This window comes from Bifidobacterium longum subsp. longum JCM 1217 (assembly GCF_000196555.1).
In the GTDB taxonomy this organism is placed as follows: Bacteria; Actinomycetota; Actinomycetes; order Actinomycetales; family Bifidobacteriaceae; genus Bifidobacterium; species Bifidobacterium longum.
Genome location: NC_015067.1, coordinates 2,073,719 through 2,091,611, shown reverse-complemented (window position 1 = coordinate 2,091,611; position 17,893 = coordinate 2,073,719). Strand labels below are relative to the sequence as shown.

At 60.1% G+C, this 17,893-nt stretch carries 11 protein-coding genes, 1 tRNA gene and 3 rRNA genes; 13 read left to right on the top strand and 2 right to left on the bottom strand.

Features of this window, described 5'->3' with window-relative positions; translation table 11 throughout:
* Positions 1-43: 43 nt before the first annotated feature.
* The 13 genes from obgE to BLLJ_RS08970 all read left to right on the top strand — a co-directional run bounded on the left by obgE (position 44) and on the right by BLLJ_RS08970 (position 14,751).
* Positions 44-1,735 (top strand): GTPase ObgE, encoded by a 1,692-nt coding sequence (gene obgE, locus BLLJ_RS09030; protein WP_007053060.1) that lies wholly within the window; start codon positions 44-46, stop codon positions 1,733-1,735.
* Complete coding sequence (proB, locus tag BLLJ_RS09025; RefSeq protein ID WP_007055074.1) at positions 1,736-2,869, top strand: glutamate 5-kinase; 1,134 nt, start codon at positions 1,736-1,738, stop codon at positions 2,867-2,869.
* Positions 2,870-2,959: 90 nt separating this feature from the next.
* Positions 2,960-4,165, top strand: a complete 1,206-nt coding sequence (locus tag BLLJ_RS09020; RefSeq protein WP_007055070.1) for a pyridoxal phosphate-dependent aminotransferase — start codon at positions 2,960-2,962, stop codon at positions 4,163-4,165.
* Between the two features lie 130 nt (positions 4,166-4,295).
* Positions 4,296-4,371, top strand: a tRNA-Trp gene (locus tag BLLJ_RS09015).
* 37 nt (positions 4,372-4,408) lie between these two features.
* Positions 4,409-4,636, top strand: a complete 228-nt coding sequence (secE, locus tag BLLJ_RS09010) for a preprotein translocase subunit SecE (protein ID WP_007053057.1) — start codon at positions 4,409-4,411, stop codon at positions 4,634-4,636.
* A gap of 29 nt (positions 4,637-4,665) precedes the next feature.
* Positions 4,666-5,559 carry a transcription termination/antitermination protein NusG gene (nusG, locus tag BLLJ_RS09005; protein ID WP_007055071.1) on the top strand — a complete coding sequence of 298 codons (894 nt, stop codon included), beginning with the start codon at positions 4,666-4,668 and terminating at the stop codon, positions 5,557-5,559.
* Positions 5,560-5,821: 262 nt separating this feature from the next.
* Entirely contained in the window at positions 5,822-6,253 is a 432-nt protein-coding gene (gene rplK / locus BLLJ_RS09000) for a 50S ribosomal protein L11 (protein WP_007053055.1), read from the top strand.
* A 15-nt stretch (positions 6,254-6,268) separates the two neighbouring features.
* Complete coding sequence (rplA, locus tag BLLJ_RS08995) at positions 6,269-6,961, top strand: 50S ribosomal protein L1 (RefSeq protein ID WP_003829786.1); 693 nt, start codon at positions 6,269-6,271, stop codon at positions 6,959-6,961.
* A gap of 573 nt (positions 6,962-7,534) precedes the next feature.
* Positions 7,535-9,059: ribosomal RNA gene (locus tag BLLJ_RS08990) — 16S ribosomal RNA — on the top strand.
* A 433-nt stretch (positions 9,060-9,492) separates the two neighbouring features.
* Positions 9,493-12,558 (top strand): 23S ribosomal RNA (locus BLLJ_RS08985).
* Positions 12,559-12,727: 169 nt separating this feature from the next.
* Positions 12,728-12,844 (top strand): 5S ribosomal RNA (gene rrf / locus BLLJ_RS08980).
* The 16S, 23S and 5S rRNA genes sit together here, the layout of an rRNA operon.
* A 277-nt stretch (positions 12,845-13,121) precedes the next feature.
* Positions 13,122-13,955: an IclR family transcriptional regulator gene (locus BLLJ_RS08975; RefSeq protein ID WP_013582942.1), complete on the top strand. Its 834-nt coding sequence runs from the start codon at positions 13,122-13,124 to the stop codon at positions 13,953-13,955.
* A gap of 43 nt (positions 13,956-13,998) precedes the next feature.
* On the top strand, positions 13,999-14,751 hold the full coding sequence (locus BLLJ_RS08970) for an IclR family transcriptional regulator (RefSeq protein WP_013582941.1): 753 nt from the start codon (positions 13,999-14,001) through the stop codon (positions 14,749-14,751).
* 106 nt (positions 14,752-14,857) lie between these two features.
* On the opposite strand, the gene BLLJ_RS08965 is transcribed toward BLLJ_RS08970, so the two are convergent.
* A complete protein-coding gene (locus BLLJ_RS08965) occupies positions 14,858-15,718 on the bottom strand; it encodes a helix-turn-helix domain-containing protein (protein ID WP_007053763.1) in 861 nt (286 codons plus the stop codon).
* Positions 15,719-15,723: 5 nt separating this feature from the next.
* Positions 15,724-17,748: a DUF6020 family protein gene (locus BLLJ_RS08960; RefSeq protein WP_013582940.1), complete on the bottom strand. Its 2,025-nt coding sequence runs from the start codon at positions 17,746-17,748 to the stop codon at positions 15,724-15,726.
* Positions 17,749-17,893: the final 145 nt, after the last annotated feature.

The window sequence follows — 17,893 nt, the reverse complement described above, 5'->3', positions numbered from 1 at the left end:
AGCCGCGCCCGTAAGGACGCGGCTTTTTTGTAAGGTAATCAATATGAGTGATTTTGTGGATCGAGTAACCGTCCATGTCAAGGGCGGCGATGGGGGCAACGGTTCGGCCGGCATCCGTCGTGAGAAATACAAGCCGTTGGCCGGCCCGAACGGTGGCAATGGCGGCGACGGTGGTTCCGTGGTGTTCGTGGCCGACCGTAACGCCACCAGCCTGCTCGACTATCGTTTCATGCCGCATCGTGTCGCCGGCAGCGGCACCATGGGTTTGGGCGACAATAAGGACGGCTCCAAGGGCGAGGACCTGATTCTGCCCGTGCCCTGCGGCACCGTCGTCTTTGAGGCGCGCGGCGAACAGGGCAAAGCCAAGCATCCCGGCGCGCAGCTCGCCGACCTGCGCCACGAGGGCGACCGCTGCGTCGTCGCCCAAGGCGGTGCCGGCGGCCTCGGCAACATCGCCCTGGCTAACAAGACCCGCCGCGCCCCCGGCTTCGCCCTGCTCGGCGAACTCGGTGAAGAGCGCGACGTGATTTTGGAATTGAAGTCCATCGCCGACGTGGCGTTGGTCGGTTTCCCCTCGGCCGGAAAGTCGTCCCTGATTGCGGCGATGAGTTCCGCCAAGCCGAAGATCGCCGACTACCCGTTCACCACGCTGGTGCCGAATCTCGGCGTCGTTATCGCCGGCGACTCTCGATACACCATCGCCGACGTGCCGGGCCTGATTCCGGGCGCCTCCGAAGGCAAGGGCCTGGGACTGGAGTTCCTGCGCCACATCGAACGTACCGAAATCATCGCCCATGTGATCGATTGCGCCACGCTTGAACCGGACCGCGACCCGATGTCCGACTACCACGCGCTGGAAAACGAGTTGGCGCTCTACGCCGACAAGCTCGAGCTGCCGTTGGGTGCCATCCCGATTCCCGAACGCCCGCGCATCGTGATTCTGAACAAGATCGATGTGCCCGAGGCCAAGGAATTGGCTGAGTTCGTGCGTCCGGAGTTCGAGAAACTCGGGCTGAAGGTCTTTGAGATCTCCACTGCCTCGCACGAGGGTCTAAAGGAGCTCAACTTCGCGTTGTCTGCGCTGGTGCACGAGATGCGTGAGGAAGTGGCCAACCGCGAGCAGGCCGAAGAGGAGGCTCGCGTGGTCATCAAGCCATTGGAGACCAAGGGCCGCCGTCCGCGTCGTGCTGACGAGGGCGGCAGTGCGCTTGAGTTCACGGTCGAGCGCCGCGAACTCGGCAATGGCGAAGTGTTCTTCGAGGTGCGTGGCGTCAAGCCGGAGCGCTGGGTCATGCAGACCAACTTCGACAACGACGAGGCCGTGGGCTACCTGGCTGACCGCTTGGCCAAGCTGGGCGTGGAGGACGAGCTGCGCCGCAAGGGTGCTCACCCCGGCGACGAAGTGCGCATCGGTCGTGGTGCCCGTATGGTCGAATTCGATTGGGATCCGACCATCTCCGCTGGTGCCGAAATGCTCGACGGCTCCAACCTCGGTGCCCGAGGCAAGGATCTGCGTCTCGAAGAGCTGGACCCGCGCACGCACCGCCGCTCCAACGCCGAACGTCGTGCCCAATACCACGAGATGATGGACGCCCGTGCCGCCGTGCGCGACGCGATGATGGCCGAACGCAAGGCCGGCCACTGGGCCGACCCGACCGTTGACGACGATCGCCATGACGAAACCAGCCTGTTCGGCCACGGTGAGTCCAGCGAAGATGGTGAAACCGAGGAATAAATGAGCACTCCGAGTCAGGCCGAGGTGCGGCGCATGATCGCCGCAGCCGGAACCATTGTCGTGAAAGTCGGCTCCAGCTCGCTGACCCAGCCGAGCGGTCACCTCGACCCGGACAAGCTCGACGCGTTGGCCGCGGCCTTGGCTCAGGTCCGATTGATGGGCGGACGTGTGGTGCTGGTCTCGTCCGGTGCTATCGCCGCCGGTTTCGGGCCTCTGGGCTTTGACTCGCGGCCGGTGGACGTGGCCACTCAGCAGGCCACCGCAGCCGTCGGCCAAGGGCTACTGATGGCCCGCTACGAGACTGCGTTCGGTCGATTCGGTATTCGCGTCGGCCAGATTCTGATCACTGCCGAAGATACGATTCGTGCCACCCAGTACCGCAATGTGGAACGCACGCTGGACCGTCTGCTTGACCTCGGCGTGGTGCCGATCATCAACGAAAACGATTCGTTGGCCTCGAACGAGATTCGCTTCGGCGACAACGATCGACTCTCCGCGTTGGTGGCCAACCTGGTGCGGGCCGAAGCCTTGGTGCTACTGACCGACGTGGACGCGCTGTACACTGCGCCGCCCTCGCAGCCCGGCTCCCGCCGTGTGGAATATGTGCCCAACGTGATTGATGCGCTGGGCGACATCCAAGTCTCCGGCTCCGGCTCCAAGGTCGGCACCGGCGGCATGGTCACCAAACTCGAGGCCGCGCGCGTGGCGGCCGTCTCGGGCATCCCCACGGTACTCACCTGCGCCTCGAACGCGGGCCCTGCGATGATGGGCGATCCGGTGGGCACCGTGTTCGCACCGGTTAAGGCCCGCGGCTCCTCACGCCGTCTGTGGATCGGCTTCGCCGCCGACCCGCGCGGCACGATTGTGGTCGATGCGGGTGCCGGCCAGGCGATTCGCGGCGGGCGTGCCTCGCTGCTGGCGGCCGGCGCGCTCGAAGTACATGGCGATTTTTCCGCCGGCGATCCGGTCTGGATCGATGCCGAAAGCGGTGAACACCTGGCCCGAGGCCTCGCCGGCTTCGATTCCGAAGAAATTCCGCAGATGCTCGGGCGTAACACCGCCCAACTCAAGCGTTTCCTCGGCCCCCAGTACGCCCACCCACTGGTTCATCGCGACAATCTCGTGCTCGTGTGACTGATGGAATCTGTCACACGACAGATTCCATCACCATAGTGCGGCTCTGGCGATTTTTCGTGCTGTAGGTTTAGCATGGGAGCCATGACTATGGCGCAATGGCAGACTCTTTCCGACCGTATCAACACTGTGGCACCGAGCGCTACGCTCGCCGTCGATTCCAAGGCCAAGGCCATGAAGGCCGCCGGACTTGACGTTGTCGGCTTCGGCGCAGGTGAACCGAATTTCCCGACCCCCGCAAACGTGGTCAAGGCTGCGGCAGATGCCTGCCTTGACCCGAAGAATTACAAGTACACGCCTACGCCGGGCCTGCCCGAGCTGCGCGAAGCGATTGCGGCTAAGATGCTGCGCGATTCCGGCTATGAGGTCAATGCCGATCAGGTCGTGGTGACCAACGGCGGCAAGCAGGCCGTGTATGAATCCTTCCAGATCTTGCTCAACGATGGCGATGAGGTCATCATTCCCGCTCCGTACTGGACCAGCTACCCCGAGGCTGTGAAGCTTGCCGGTGGTGTGCCGGTCGAAGTATTCGCCGGTGCCGACGTGAACTTCGAGCCCTCGCTTGAGGCGCTGGAAGCGGCCCGTACCGAGCATACGAAGGCAATCATCGTCAACTCCCCGAACAACCCGACCGGAGCCGTCTGGAAGCCGGAAACCGTGGAAGCGATCGGTCGTTGGGCCGTCGAGCACCACATTTGGGTTATCTCCGACGAGATCTACGAGCACCTGAACTATGACGATGCGCACACCACCTACATCGGTGCCGCCGTGCCGGAATGCCGCGGGCAGTTGCTGGTGCTGAACGGCGTGGCCAAGACCTATGCGATGCCGGGCTGGCGTGTCGGCTGGATGGTCGCTCCGCTTGAGGTGGCCAAGGCCGCCGCCAAGCTGCAGGGTCATATGACCTCCAATGTGGCCAACATCTCCCAGCGTGCTGCTTTGGCTGCTGTGGCCGGCCCGCTGGATGAGGTGCACGAGATGCGTAAGGCCTTCGACGCGCGCCGCCGTGCGATTGTGACCGCCTTGAACGATATCGAGGGCGTCAACTGCCCGACTCCGACCGGCGCGTTCTACGTTTTTGCGGACATCACCGCTTTGCTTGGCAAGCCGCTGGGTCCCAAGGGCACAGTGTCCGATACGTCCGCTGACTTTGCCGCTGCACTGTTGGATGAGGCCCACGTGGCCGCCGTCCCCGGCGAGGCCTTTGGTGCTCCCGGTTACCTGCGTTTCTCCTACGCACTGGCCGACGAAGACCTAGCCGAAGGCATGCGTCGATTCAAGGAATGGGCTAACTGAGAAGAGTCGCGTGCTACGCGCGCGACACGCGATTTGCGATAATCCACCGGAGCCGTTACTATAACGACTTGGCGGTTTCGCCGTGGCGAAGCGTTCTCTACGGAACGCACGCCGAGGTGGATTTTCACCTAGGGAAGTGGCGCAATTGGTAGCGCAACGGTCTCCAAAACCGTAGGTTGTGGGTTCGAGTCCCGCCTTCCCTGCCAAGTTTCTAATAATCAAGCAGCTGACGCGAGGTACGGAATGGCTAAGACGAGCAAGAGTGAAAAGGCAGTCAAGCCGAATGTCTTCATGCGTATCGGTCTGTTCATCAAGCAGATCATCGACGAGCTTCGCAAGGTCGTGACCCCTACCGCCAAGGAACTGTTCTTCTGGTCTCTGGCCGTATTCATCTTCGTGCTGCTGCTGATGGCCCTCGTGACTGGCATGGACTTCGGTCTAGGCAAGGCCACGCTGTGGGTGTTCGGCTGATCCGCACAACCTAAGGTGAATAACAACGCATGAGTGATGAACTGAATCTCGAGAACCTCGACGCCGTCCCGGCTGAGGAGCCTGTTGTCGAGGCTTCCGAAGCTGCTGCCGATGAGGCAGCTGCCCCGGTCGAACCGGTCGCTGACCTTTCCGCAGAATCTGACGCATCCGTCGACAATGCAGATGTTGAGTCCGACGCTCCGGCGGCGACTGAATCCGCTCCCGTTGCTTCCACTCAGACCGAGACCGTTTCTCTGGATGAGGACGAGGAAGAAGTCAACGAATCCGAGCAGGCCGAGGAGACCGATGCCGGTCAGCAGGCCGTTGACGAATTCTCCAAGTCCCTGCGTTCCCTTGATGGCAAGTGGTACGTGCTGCACACCTACTCCGGCTACGAGAAGCGCGTGAAGACCAACATCGAGTCCCGCGTCGCCTCCTTCGGCATGGAAGACCAGATCTTCCAGGTCGAGGTGCCGATGGAAGAAGTCGAGAAGCACACCGAGAAGGGCAAGAAGGTCATCACCCGCGTGCGTGTTCCTGGCTACGTGCTGATTCGTATGTGGCCGGATGAGAACGCCCGCCGTATCGTTCGTGAGACCGAAGGCGTGACCGGCTTCGTTGGCCCGACCAAGGATCCGGCGCCGCTCTCCCGCAAGGAAGTCGTGGCGATGATGGCTCCGATGATTGCTTCCGAGGCACTCAAGGCCGCCGGCGACAAGCCCGCCGCCGCCAAGAAGCGCAGGGTCGAGGTCTCCTACGCCGTTGGCGATCAGGTCACCGTCACCGATGGGCCTTTCGCCACCATGGCCGCCGTTGTTTCCGACGTGGAGCCCACCACTCAGAAGCTCACCGTGCTCGTGTCCATCTTCGGCCGTGATACGCCGGTGGAGCTTGGCTTCCACCAGGTTCAGAAGCTAGATTAACTCCCAAACTTTGCAGAGCCCGACCATCGTGGTCGGGCTTTTTGTGTTGTCCGGGTGGATTTGCATAATAGGAAAGCTTGTGTCTGGAGAGGAGACTCGCTAGCACAGCACAGCAATATAAGTTGCGGGAGGAGACCGACCACAGGCCGATTGCCTACAGCATGCACGGATAAATAATGAGTCAAGACCGAGCATGATGGCAGACAGCCGAACCTGAGGACGGCGACCATTCGAACCGCGTTATAGAAAGAAGAACCATAATATGGCTCCCAAGAAGAAAGTCTCGGCGCTGATTAAGCTCCAGATCCAGGCTGGCAAGGCCAACCCGGCCCCGCCGCTGGGCCCGGCTCTGGGTTCGCATGGCGTGAACATCATGGACTTCTGCAAGGCATACAATGCCCAGACGCAGGACAAGATGGGTCAGGTCATCCCTGTCGAGATCACCGTTTACGAAGATCGTTCCTTCACCTTCGTGCTCAAGACCCCGCCGGCTGCAGCTCTGCTGAAGAAGGCCGCTGGCGTTGAGAAGGGCACCGAGAACCCGCTGACCCACAAGGTCGGCTCTGTCACCAAGGCGCAGGTTCGCGAAATCGCCGAGATCAAGATGGAAGATCTGTCTGCTCGCGATATCGAGGCCGGCATGAAGATCATCGAGGGCACCGCTCGCTCGATGGGCATCACGGTTACGGACTGATAAGGAGAAGGACAGATGGTAAAGCGTTCCAAGAAGTACCGCGAAGCCGCTGAGCGCGTCGATCGCAACAACCTCTACACCGCCAACGAGGCCATCGCTCTGCTCAAGAGCATGCCCTCCTACAACTTCGACCAGACCGTCGAGGCTGTGTTCCGTCTGAGCGTTGACCCGCGTAAGGCCGACCAGCTCGTGCGTGGTACCGTCAACCTGCCTCACGGCACTGGTAAGACCGCCAAGGTCCTCGTGTTCGCCCGTGGCCCGAAGGCTACCGAGGCTACCGAGGCTGGCGCCGACATCGTCGGTGATGACGACCTGATCGCAAAGGTTCAGGGCGGCTTCCTCGACTTCGACGCCGTGGTTGCTACTCCGGACATGATGGGCAAGGTCGGCCGTCTGGGCCGTGTGCTCGGTCCGCGTGGCCTGATGCCGAACCCCAAGACCGGCACCGTGACCATGGATGTCACCAAGGCTGTCAAGGACATCAAGGGCGGCAAGATCGAGTTCCGTGTCGACAAGAACGGCAACCTGAGCTTCCTCATCGGCAAGATGAGCTTCGATGAGTCCGCTCTGGACGAGAACTTCAAGGCTGTGGCCGACGAAGTCAAGCGTCTGAAGCCGTCCACCGTGAAGGGCCGTTACCTGACCAAGGCAACCATCACCTCCACGATGAACCCGGGCGTTCCGGTTGACCCGAACACCCTGGCCTGAAGCTAGCGAGCTTCAATAGCTACTGAAAGGGACTTCCCGTAAAGGGAAGTCCCTTTTTGCATATGCGATGACCGGTTGCGAGAAGGTGAACCTGGATGGTCACGCAATCGAATTCTTGCAACACGCCGATGAACACATGAATTTGTTACGCATCGGCAATGCAAAACGGATTATTCTGATATCAGAACAGCGCAAATAGGCTGTTTGCGACACGCCGAGGGAACCGTGTGATTGCAACGATTCCTGGGGTTTTTGTGCGCCTTGATTTGCGTGAATCCGGACATGCGTGTAAGTTATTCACCTGTTGCCGCTCAGCGCGGCGGGTTCCTTCCTCTGGTTGGTTTCCCGTCTGGCTGGTGTGGTGGTGGTTTGAGAACTCAAGAGCGTGTTTGTACTACTTCTTTATAGTCAATGATTGCCAGTTCATTCCTCGCCTGATTGCCTGTCGTGGTGGTTGGGTACCCGGGAGGGTTTGATGAGGGGTGAGGTTTTTTGAGGGCGTCCTTCCTTAAGGACGTGCTCGTCAATTTTTGTTTTGAGAGTCATCTATTCGGATGCTTTTCATGAAGTTTTTTTGTGGAGGGTTCGATTCTGGCTCAGGATGAACGCTGGCGGCGTGCTTAACACATGCAAGTCGAACGGGATCCATCAAGCTTGCTTGGTGGTGAGAGTGGCGAACGGGTGAGTAATGCGTGACCGACCTGCCCCATACACCGGAATAGCTCCTGGAAACGGGTGGTAATGCCGGATGTTCCAGTTGATCGCATGGTCTTCTGGGAAAGCTTTCGCGGTATGGGATGGGGTCGCGTCCTATCAGCTTGACGGCGGGGTAACGGCCCACCGTGGCTTCGACGGGTAGCCGGCCTGAGAGGGCGACCGGCCACATTGGGACTGAGATACGGCCCAGACTCCTACGGGAGGCAGCAGTGGGGAATATTGCACAATGGGCGCAAGCCTGATGCAGCGACGCCGCGTGAGGGATGGAGGCCTTCGGGTTGTAAACCTCTTTTATCGGGGAGCAAGCGAGAGTGAGTTTACCCGTTGAATAAGCACCGGCTAACTACGTGCCAGCAGCCGCGGTAATACGTAGGGTGCAAGCGTTATCCGGAATTATTGGGCGTAAAGGGCTCGTAGGCGGTTCGTCGCGTCCGGTGTGAAAGTCCATCGCTTAACGGTGGATCCGCGCCGGGTACGGGCGGGCTTGAGTGCGGTAGGGGAGACTGGAATTCCCGGTGTAACGGTGGAATGTGTAGATATCGGGAAGAACACCAATGGCGAAGGCAGGTCTCTGGGCCGTTACTGACGCTGAGGAGCGAAAGCGTGGGGAGCGAACAGGATTAGATACCCTGGTAGTCCACGCCGTAAACGGTGGATGCTGGATGTGGGGCCCGTTCCACGGGTTCCGTGTCGGAGCTAACGCGTTAAGCATCCCGCCTGGGGAGTACGGCCGCAAGGCTAAAACTCAAAGAAATTGACGGGGGCCCGCACAAGCGGCGGAGCATGCGGATTAATTCGATGCAACGCGAAGAACCTTACCTGGGCTTGACATGTTCCCGACGGTCGTAGAGATACGGCTTCCCTTCGGGGCGGGTTCACAGGTGGTGCATGGTCGTCGTCAGCTCGTGTCGTGAGATGTTGGGTTAAGTCCCGCAACGAGCGCAACCCTCGCCCCGTGTTGCCAGCGGATTATGCCGGGAACTCACGGGGGACCGCCGGGGTTAACTCGGAGGAAGGTGGGGATGACGTCAGATCATCATGCCCCTTACGTCCAGGGCTTCACGCATGCTACAATGGCCGGTACAACGGGATGCGACGCGGCGACGCGGAGCGGATCCCTGAAAACCGGTCTCAGTTCGGATCGCAGTCTGCAACTCGACTGCGTGAAGGCGGAGTCGCTAGTAATCGCGAATCAGCAACGTCGCGGTGAATGCGTTCCCGGGCCTTGTACACACCGCCCGTCAAGTCATGAAAGTGGGCAGCACCCGAAGCCGGTGGCCTAACCTCTTGTGGGATGGAGCCGTCTAAGGTGAGGCTCGTGATTGGGACTAAGTCGTAACAAGGTAGCCGTACCGGAAGGTGCGGCTGGATCACCTCCTTTCTACGGAGAATTCAGTCGGATGTTCGTCCGACGGTGTGCGCCCCGCGCGTCGCATGGTGCGATGGCGGCGGGGTTGCTGGTGTGGAAGACGTCGTTGGCTTTGCCCTGCCGGTCGTGCGGTGGGTGCCGGGGTGGTATGGATGCGCTTTTGGGCTCCCGGATCGCCACCCCAGGCTTTTTGCCTGGCGCGATTCGATGCCCGTCGTGCCTGCGGGCCGGCCGTGTGCCGGTCTGGTCGGCGTGGCGGTGCGTGGTGGCTTGAGAACTGGATAGTGGACGCGAGCAAAACAAGAGTTTTTGAATCTTTGTTTTGCTGTTGATTTCGAATCGAACTCTATTGTTCGTTTCGATCGTTTTGTGATCATTTTTAGTGTGATGATTTGTCGTCTGGGAATTTGCTAGAGGAATCTTGCGGCCATGCACTTTCGTGGTGTGTGTTGCTTGCAAGGGCGTATGGTGGATGCCTTGGCAGACAGGACCGATGAAGGACGTTTGAGGCTGCGATATGCCTCGGGGAGCCGCCAACAGGGCTTTGATCCGAGGATTTCCGAATGGGGGAACCCACCGACCGTCATGGGTCGGTACCGGCTTCGGCCGGGGGGTACGCAGGGAAGTGAAACATCTCAGTACCTGCAGGAAAGGATATTCCGTGAGTAGTGGCGAGCGAAAGCGGATGATGGCCAAACCTTGCGCGTGTGATACCCGTCGGGGGTTGCGCGCGGGGTGTTGCGGGATCGCGTGCGCCGGCTCCGACGGGCCGGCCGGCAGTTGCAGAAAACCATGTGTCAGGGGAACCGGGTTGAATACCGGGCCGCAGAGGGTGAGGGCCCCGTACCTGAACGCGCATGGTCTGCCGATCGCGTCTCCCAAGTAGCACGGGTCCCGTGGAACCCCGTGCGAATCCGCCCAGACCGTTGGGTAAGCCTGAATATTCCTGTCTGACCGATAGCGAACGAGTACCGTGAGGGAAAGGTGAAAAGTACCCCGGGAGGGGAGTGAAACAGTCTCTGAAACCGTGCGCCTACAATCCGTCGGAGCCCTTTTGTGGGGTGACGGCGTGCCTATCGAAAAATGAGTCTGCGAGTCAGTGGCATGTGGCGAGCATAACCCGTGTGGGGTATGCGTAGCGAAGGCGAGTCTTAAAAGGCGTTTGAGTCGCGTGTCCTGGACCCGAAGCGGGATGATCTAGCCCTGAGCAGGTTGAAGCGCGGGTAAGACCGCGTGGAGGACCGAACCCACCTGGGTTGAAAACCGGGGGGATGACTTGGGGCTAGGGGTGAAAGGCCAATCAAATTCCGTGATAGCTGGTTCTCTCCGAAATGCATTTGGGTGCAGCGTCGGGTCATTACGTCCCGGGGGTAGAGCTACTGGATGCTTGCGGGCCCGTATCGGGTACCAACAGCAACCAAACTCCGAATACCGGTGACGCGTATCCCGGCAGTGAGTCGGCGGGGGATAAGCTTCGTCGTCGAAAGGGAAACAGCCCAGACCGTCGTCTAAGGTCCCGAAGCGTGTGCTAAGTGGGAAAGGATGTGGAGTCGCATAGACAGCCAGGAGGTTGGCTCAGAAGCAGCCACCCTTGAAAGAGTGCGTAACAGCTCACTGGTCTAGTGGTTCCGCGCCGACAATGTAGCGGGGCTCAAGCACACCACCGAAGACGCGGCAGTATTTTGTACTGGGTAGGAGAGCGTCCCATGAGGGGCGAAGCGGCCGTGTGAACGCGCCGTGGACTTCATGGGAGTGAGAATGCAGACATGAGTAGCGAGAGACGGGTGAAGATCCCGTCCGCTGGATGACCAAGGGTTCCAGGGCCACGTTCATCGTCCCTGGGTGAGTCGGGTCCTAAGGCGAGGCCGACAGGCGTAGTCGAATGGATGAACGGGTCGATATTCCCGTACCGGCTTTCAGCCGCCAAAACCGAGGCTTGGAGTACTAACCTCCGGGTCCGGGCTTACTGCTCCTTCGGGGGCGGGATGCCCTGGCCTGTTGGGACCGATCCTTGTAGTAGGTCAGCGCAGGAGTGACGCAGAAGGGTAGCCGGCCGCGGAGGTGGTCTTCCGTGGTCAAGCACGCAGGGCGTGGGACAGGCAAATCCGTCCCGCATGGGTCCGAGGTGCGATGATGGGGGCCTTATGGCCCGATATCCGGTGATCCCGGCTGCCGAGAAAAGCTTCGGCGTCAGGCTCAAAGCCGCCCGTACCCCAAACCGACACTGGTGGTCAGGTAGAGAATACCAAAGCGATCGAGCGAATCCTGGTCAAGGAACTCGGCAAATCACTCCCGTTCCTTCGGTTTAAGGGAGACCCCCGATGGTGAACACACTTGCTGTGGGAGCTTTTGGGGGTGGCACAGACCAGGGGGTAGCGACTGTTTACCAAAAACACAGGTGCATGCGAAGGCGCAAGCCGCTGTATATGCACTGACGCCTGCCCGGTGCCGGAAGGTTAAGAGGATCCGTCAGCCTTCGGGTGAAGCGGTGAATTCAAGCCCCGGTAAACGGCGGTGGTAACTATAACCATCCTAAGGTAGCGAAATTCCTTGTCGGGTAAGTTCCGACCTGCACGAATGGCGTAACGACTTCCCCACTGTCTCGACCAGGAGCTCGGCGAAATTGCAGTACGAGTAAAGATGCTCGTTAAGCGCAGAAGGACGAAAAGACCCCGGGACCTTTACTATACCTTGGTATTGGCATTCGGTGTGGATTGTGTAGCATAGGCGGGAGGCCGAGAGGCGCGGTCGCCAGATCGCGCGGAGCCGTAAGGTGAAATACCGCTCTGTTCGCATTGGATGTCTAACCTCGAACAGTCATCCTGTTCAGGGACAGTGCCTGGCGGGTAGTTTAACTGGGGCGGTTGCCTCCCAAAGAGTAACGGAGGCGCCCAAAGGTCCGCTCAGCCCGGTTGGCAATCGGGTGGCGAGTGCAAGTGCACAAGCGGGCTTGACTGCGAGGACGACGGTCCGAGCAGGGACGAAAGTCGGGACTAGTGATCCGGTGCCGGTGTACGGACGCGGCATCGCTCAACGGATAAAAGGTACCCCGGGGATAACAGGCTGATCATTCCCAAGAGTCCATATCGACGGGATGGTTTGGCACCTCGATGTCGGCTCGTCGCATCCTGGGGCTGGAGCAGGTCCCAAGGGTTCGGCTGTTCGCCGATTAAAGCGGCACGCGAGCTGGGTTCAGAACGTCGTGAGACAGTTTGGTCTCTATCCTCTGCGCTCGTTGGAATGCTGAGGAGGCCTGCCCATAGTACGAGAGGACCTGGGTGGACGAACCTCTGGTATGCCGGTTGTCACGCCAGTGGCACGGCCGGTTGGCTACGTTCGGAAGGGATAACCGCTGAAAGCATCTAAGCGGGAAGCCTGCTCCAAGATAAGCATTCCGTGGAACCTTCGAGTTCCTGTAGTCCCCATGCAGAACACGTGGTCGATAGGCCGGACGTGGAAGCCCCGCGAGGGGTGGAGCCGACCGGTACTAACGGACGAAAGGCAACACTAACATTCCCCGATTCCTTCGGGGACCGCATCTTCCTCCTGCAAACGACACCAGACGGCAATGAGCATTGTCTGGCCACAAGACGAAACATCGACATATCCGCGTCCGCTGTCCGGTTCCCAGGCCGCCACAGGCCGGCAGACCCCAGCGTCTGACCGTATAAGAGAAGATTTGCGGCGGCCATGGCCCAGGTGAGACGCCCGGTCCCATTCCGAACCCGGAAGCTAAGGCCTGGCACGGCGATGGTACTGCACCCGACAGGGTGTGGGAGAGTAGCACGCCGCCGCATCACACGTACAGGAAGCCCCTTGGAGCACACGCCCCAAGGGGCTTTCCCCATATCAGGACACCCGCGCGTCGGGGTGTTTCTCGCGTCCTTGGGCCTTAGCGTCTCGGATCTCCCCCGGTCCGCCGCGCGGACGGCTCCCCCTCAAAGAGGGGAGCCAGAAACCTCTTGGGCCCCGACGGGATACTCCTGCCGGGGCCCAGTGCGTTTTGGGCGGCAACCCGCTGAATACCCGGTAAGATGGCTGAGGTATCAACATACAGGCCAGGAGGTGACGCGCATGGTGGCGCCAAGCCGTGATGACCGTAGCGTAGATGCATTGGTGAAATCCAAGGCAGTACTTGATGTATTGGCGGAACTGGGACCAAGCACTGCAAAAACCATAAGCGAACGTACTGGTGAACCCGTAAGCTCAACGTATCGTTTGCTGGATAATCTCGCCGCAGTCGGTTGGGTGGAACGCGGCATCAATCGTGGCGAGTATCGGCTTGGCATCGATTGCGTACGGATCGGCGGCCAAATCGAAAGCAGACTGGACATTCAGCAGATCGCTCGCCGTACCTTCCGCGCCCATCGTGGCCAGTTCGGCATCTGGGGTCTGTTCGTTCGGAGGCGATTGCGCACGGTGTGTATCGAGACACGCACCCGTGAGGCATTGCAAAGCTATGCACAGCTGGTGGGCAATAGCTTGCCTCTGAGCATGAGCGCTCCCTCTCATGTACTGACGGCCTGGCTTCCCCCGGCTCGCTACGAGCAGCTGTTGGAACACTATGCCTATAACAACGAGCTCGGCGGCACATTCTCCACGATGCGTACCACAGCAATGGGACAGGCTCGTCATATACGTGAATGCGGCTTCACCTATGATGTCGGCCAGACCATGGCCGGCTCCGTGACTATCAGCGTACCGGTATTCAATCACGCCGGAGAGATTCAGGCGGCAATCGCCCTGAGTGGCCTTTCCCGCTCCTTGGAACCTGAGCTGGCCTGTCTGGTAGATGGGAAACCGGCAACGGCATCGGCTCAAGACATGGTGCAATTGGTGCAGACTGTCGGCCGCGAGGTGTCGCGAGGCCTTGGATACAGCGGTGATTATCTTGGCCTGAGCAGTTGAATACGATGAGTCAGGGATAAGTCAGGGGGAAGGAACGTCGGCGATGGCGGAAGACAAACGTGAACCGACCCGCGCTTTAGACAAGGCGAGTCGTGTGATGGACGCATTGGCGGCGGAGAATGGCCTGTCTCCGGCAGATATCGCCGACGCCTGTGATATCCCGCGATCCTCCGTATACCGTGTGCTGGATGGACTGGTCGATGTGGGGTGGGCCGTAACGGATACGGATGGCAACTACTCATTATCGCTGGACTGGCTGCGATTGGCTGATGCCGCTCGCACGTCTCGTACCGAATGGCAGCCTGCGATTGCGGTCATGCATGCCATCACCGCGCAAACCGGCATGACCTCATTCCTCAGTGTGGTCTCCGGCACTGAATTGGTATGCGTGGAATGCGCGCAAGGTCATGCCATCGATTCGCTGATCCTGCGCCCGGGCCGCGTGCTGCCTCTGCATGCTGGCGCGGCCGGCCGCGTGGCCTTGGCGTATTTCGAGGATGCCGATGTCGAACGCTATCTTGCAGGAGTGCCGTTTCCGGCATATAACGAGAACACGCTGGTCAGTGTGGAACAGTTGCGCGAGGATATTCGCTTGACTCGCGAACGTGGATATGCACTGTCGGATGAGGATGTGACGTTGGGTGTCGGTGCCGTCGGTGTACCGATTGTGGACAACGAGTCCGGTCGCGTGATCGCCAGCCTGTCCGCCGGTGGATTCGTGGACGAAGTGTTAGCCACTCAAGAATCCTTGGCCGCGTTACTGCGCGATGGCGTACGCGAAATTCAGGCAGCCTGATTCGGCCCGCTAGGCTGTCGGGCTGGACGGTTATGTCCGGTCAGCTATGGCCTTTGACGGCTACGGTTCTGCTGGTTATGCTTCTGCCCGACTACGCTGCGGTCCGTTACGCTTCGGCCACACGACCCAACGCGATGGCGGTGATCAGCACGTACGCCTCGCGCGGGTCGGTGGCATCCCAGCCGGTGGATTCGGCGGCACGCTTCAAACGGTAGCGGATCGTATTGGGATGTACGTTGAGCTCCTTGGCCGTGGTCTCGAGCGAACCGCCGAACTTCAGGAATGTGGAGACGGTGAGCAGCGTCGGATCATCAGGGCCTGCTGCTGTCAGGCTTCCGTAGACCACGCGGACCAGTTCGTCACGGGCGTCCGCGTCGCCGATCAACGCACGTTCGGGCAGGGCGTCGTCGGTGCGTAACGGGCGCGGCAATGGCTGCACGGTGGCGGCCAGGGCCGGCGCGGCCTGAAGACAGTAGAGCGTGGCCTGAATCGAACGCATCGCGCCATCGGCACCGGTGCGCTGTGGACCCAAGGCGATTGGCCGATCGGCGGCGAACGACGGGGCGATGGTATTGCAGATGATTTCCGGCGTGGCCGCACCGACCGGACGAATCAACGCCACTACGGCGGTGCTGTTGCCGATCGGGCGCTTGGCGGTCAGACACATACCGCCGAAATCGGCCACGATTTTCTCGATTTCCTTGGCCGTACGTGCGGCGGACCGGGCAGGGTATCCGGCGATGGTGTAACAATCGAAGTCATGCTCGAAACCGAGGATGGTGAACAGGGACTCCACTCGTTCGTCGGCCAGATGATTGAACAGGCACTCGAACAGCACGGTGCGTACGCGGTTGGTCGCGGTGATGCCGGGTGCGGCCGAATCGGATGAATCGGGCGCACCCGGCATACCGGATGCACCGGACGAATCGGCAACGTCGGCAGCAAGAAGTTCGAGAAAATCTGACATAGTCACTAGTGTAGCGTCGCTGATTGGCGTTGCCTTTCAGCCAAAGACTCTCGCCAATACGTCAGCACCACGAATCCGAATACAAACGCAACCGGCAACATGTGCCGCTCGAAATTATTGGCCGGCGCGGTAATCATCACGCCCATCAGCAGTAGCAGCGGAATATGGGTCATGAGGGTGAGCCAACGTCGGCGAATCACCTCGGCCGCGCCGATCAGCAATGTCATCACCACGTAGAAATTGCCGTGCGTAGGCCAGCCGAGCACGGGAATACTGCCCCATACGCGAGTGAAGCCGGCGATGTGCTCACGCCAGTCATGGTTGTAATCCTTGATCCATGTGGAGTTTTTCTGCACGTAATCGCTGGCCACGTAATAATCCATCGATACGTACGGCTGATCGTTCACATTGAAGTATCCGAAGCATTTGGCCAGCAACGCATCCAGCGCGATGATCGGATTGTCCTTGACGATTTCGAACCATGCCTTGTTGAAATTGGTCATATCCTCGGGCGTCACCGTGCGCCACTTGTAGCTGACCTTCTTGGCCTGAATACCGGAGGATTTCACCGGGTCGGCATCCTGCTGGGAGTAAGCGTCGGCCATCTGATCGAGATTGAAGACGGGCGCGAGGTTCTTTTTGGCTTCGTCTGAAATACCGTCCGGATTGCGCTGAGCCACGCGGGCGATCATTTGCAGCTGTACGCCGCGGCTTTCGATTGGGTCGCCGCCGATGATCGCACCAGAGGAGATGGCGAAGGAGATGCCGCCGTGAATCAGTACGGTGGGGATGAGCAGCGCCACGACGTAAGTCGCCCAGCGCTTGCGGTCGGCGATCAGAGCCAGCACGATTTGTAGGGCGATGATGTACCACGCATATTTCGCGGAAATCAGCATTACCGACGTGGCCAGGATAAAGGCGATGAAACTGTGACGCGGCAAGTGGACGGGCGTGGCGATGGCAGGGGTCTGAGGATGTTTGCGGGTGCCGGCGGGGTGCCAGGTCTGGACGAGTTCATACCAGACGCTGAACCACCAGACGAACGAGAACGCGAACAGCGGCGATTTGGTGATGGAGATAGTGGAAAACACGGCCAGCGGGCAGACCATAAAGAACAGCAGAATCAGGAATCGAGCCAATCCTCCGGCCTGTGGGGGAGCGGCGGAATCCGTTGCCGTTTTTCCTATCCAAGGCCGGTTCAGGAATCGATTGGCGGCGGCAGCGCAGCAGAACACGGCGAACAGCGTCTGCAGGGCAGCCAACGTCACGATACCGGCATCGTTTGAGCCGGTCAGATGCCTCGCAAACGTGACCATCGCGCCATAGAACACAGTGAGTACCACATTGTGCTGGTCGGTCAGATACGTGGGATCGGACGGCCACATGTAGTGCGCAGTGGGGTAGATGTCCATCGGCACGAAGGAGAAGAAGCCGATATAGGGCTGTTTCAGGCCGGTCCACTGGTTCCAGGCCCAGCTGAATTCACGGATCTGTGAGCGGAGGTCCGCACCGAATGCGGCCAGCAGAGTGGTCGGCACCCAGAGCCAGCCGACAAAAAACACCAGCATAAGCTTCCAGAACCGGTTCGTGCCGCGTGTGATCCAGCGGTCCAGAACAGTGACGGTGGACGTGACGATAGCGCGAACGGTACGACGGGTCTTGGCTGGTTGGCTGGCCTGCTGATCGGCGGCGGGCCGTGATGTTTCGCTATTCTGCTGATGTTGACGTAGTCGCTCGCCGATAGCCCTCGGCAGTATGCGCTGGCCTGCTGCGAATCGCACCATCAGCGTGATGATTCCGAGATATATCAGGAATGACACGACGAATATTGCGGTATTGGCCCAGTTCCAATGGGCGAGGGTGCCGTTCTCCTCGTCCCAGTACAGCGGGCCGACCGCCGTGCACAGTGCAAGCCACAGGCCGGCCAGCACGGCCAGTGTCCAGCGCGCGGCAGCGCCCGCGCGCGCAAGATGCGGGTGGGACTGGCGGCTGGATACGGCGGCAAGCTTCGCGGTGGCTGGTGACGTCATGACAATATATGGTAGCCGCACAGGTCAACGGTTGATATTCGATGTCTGCCGGGCATCGCCATTGTTCGCAAGCCAATATGACGGCCGGGTGCATGCGTGGGGTCGGCGAATGCGGAATTTCCGAAGTTGTGAACGTTAACATGGG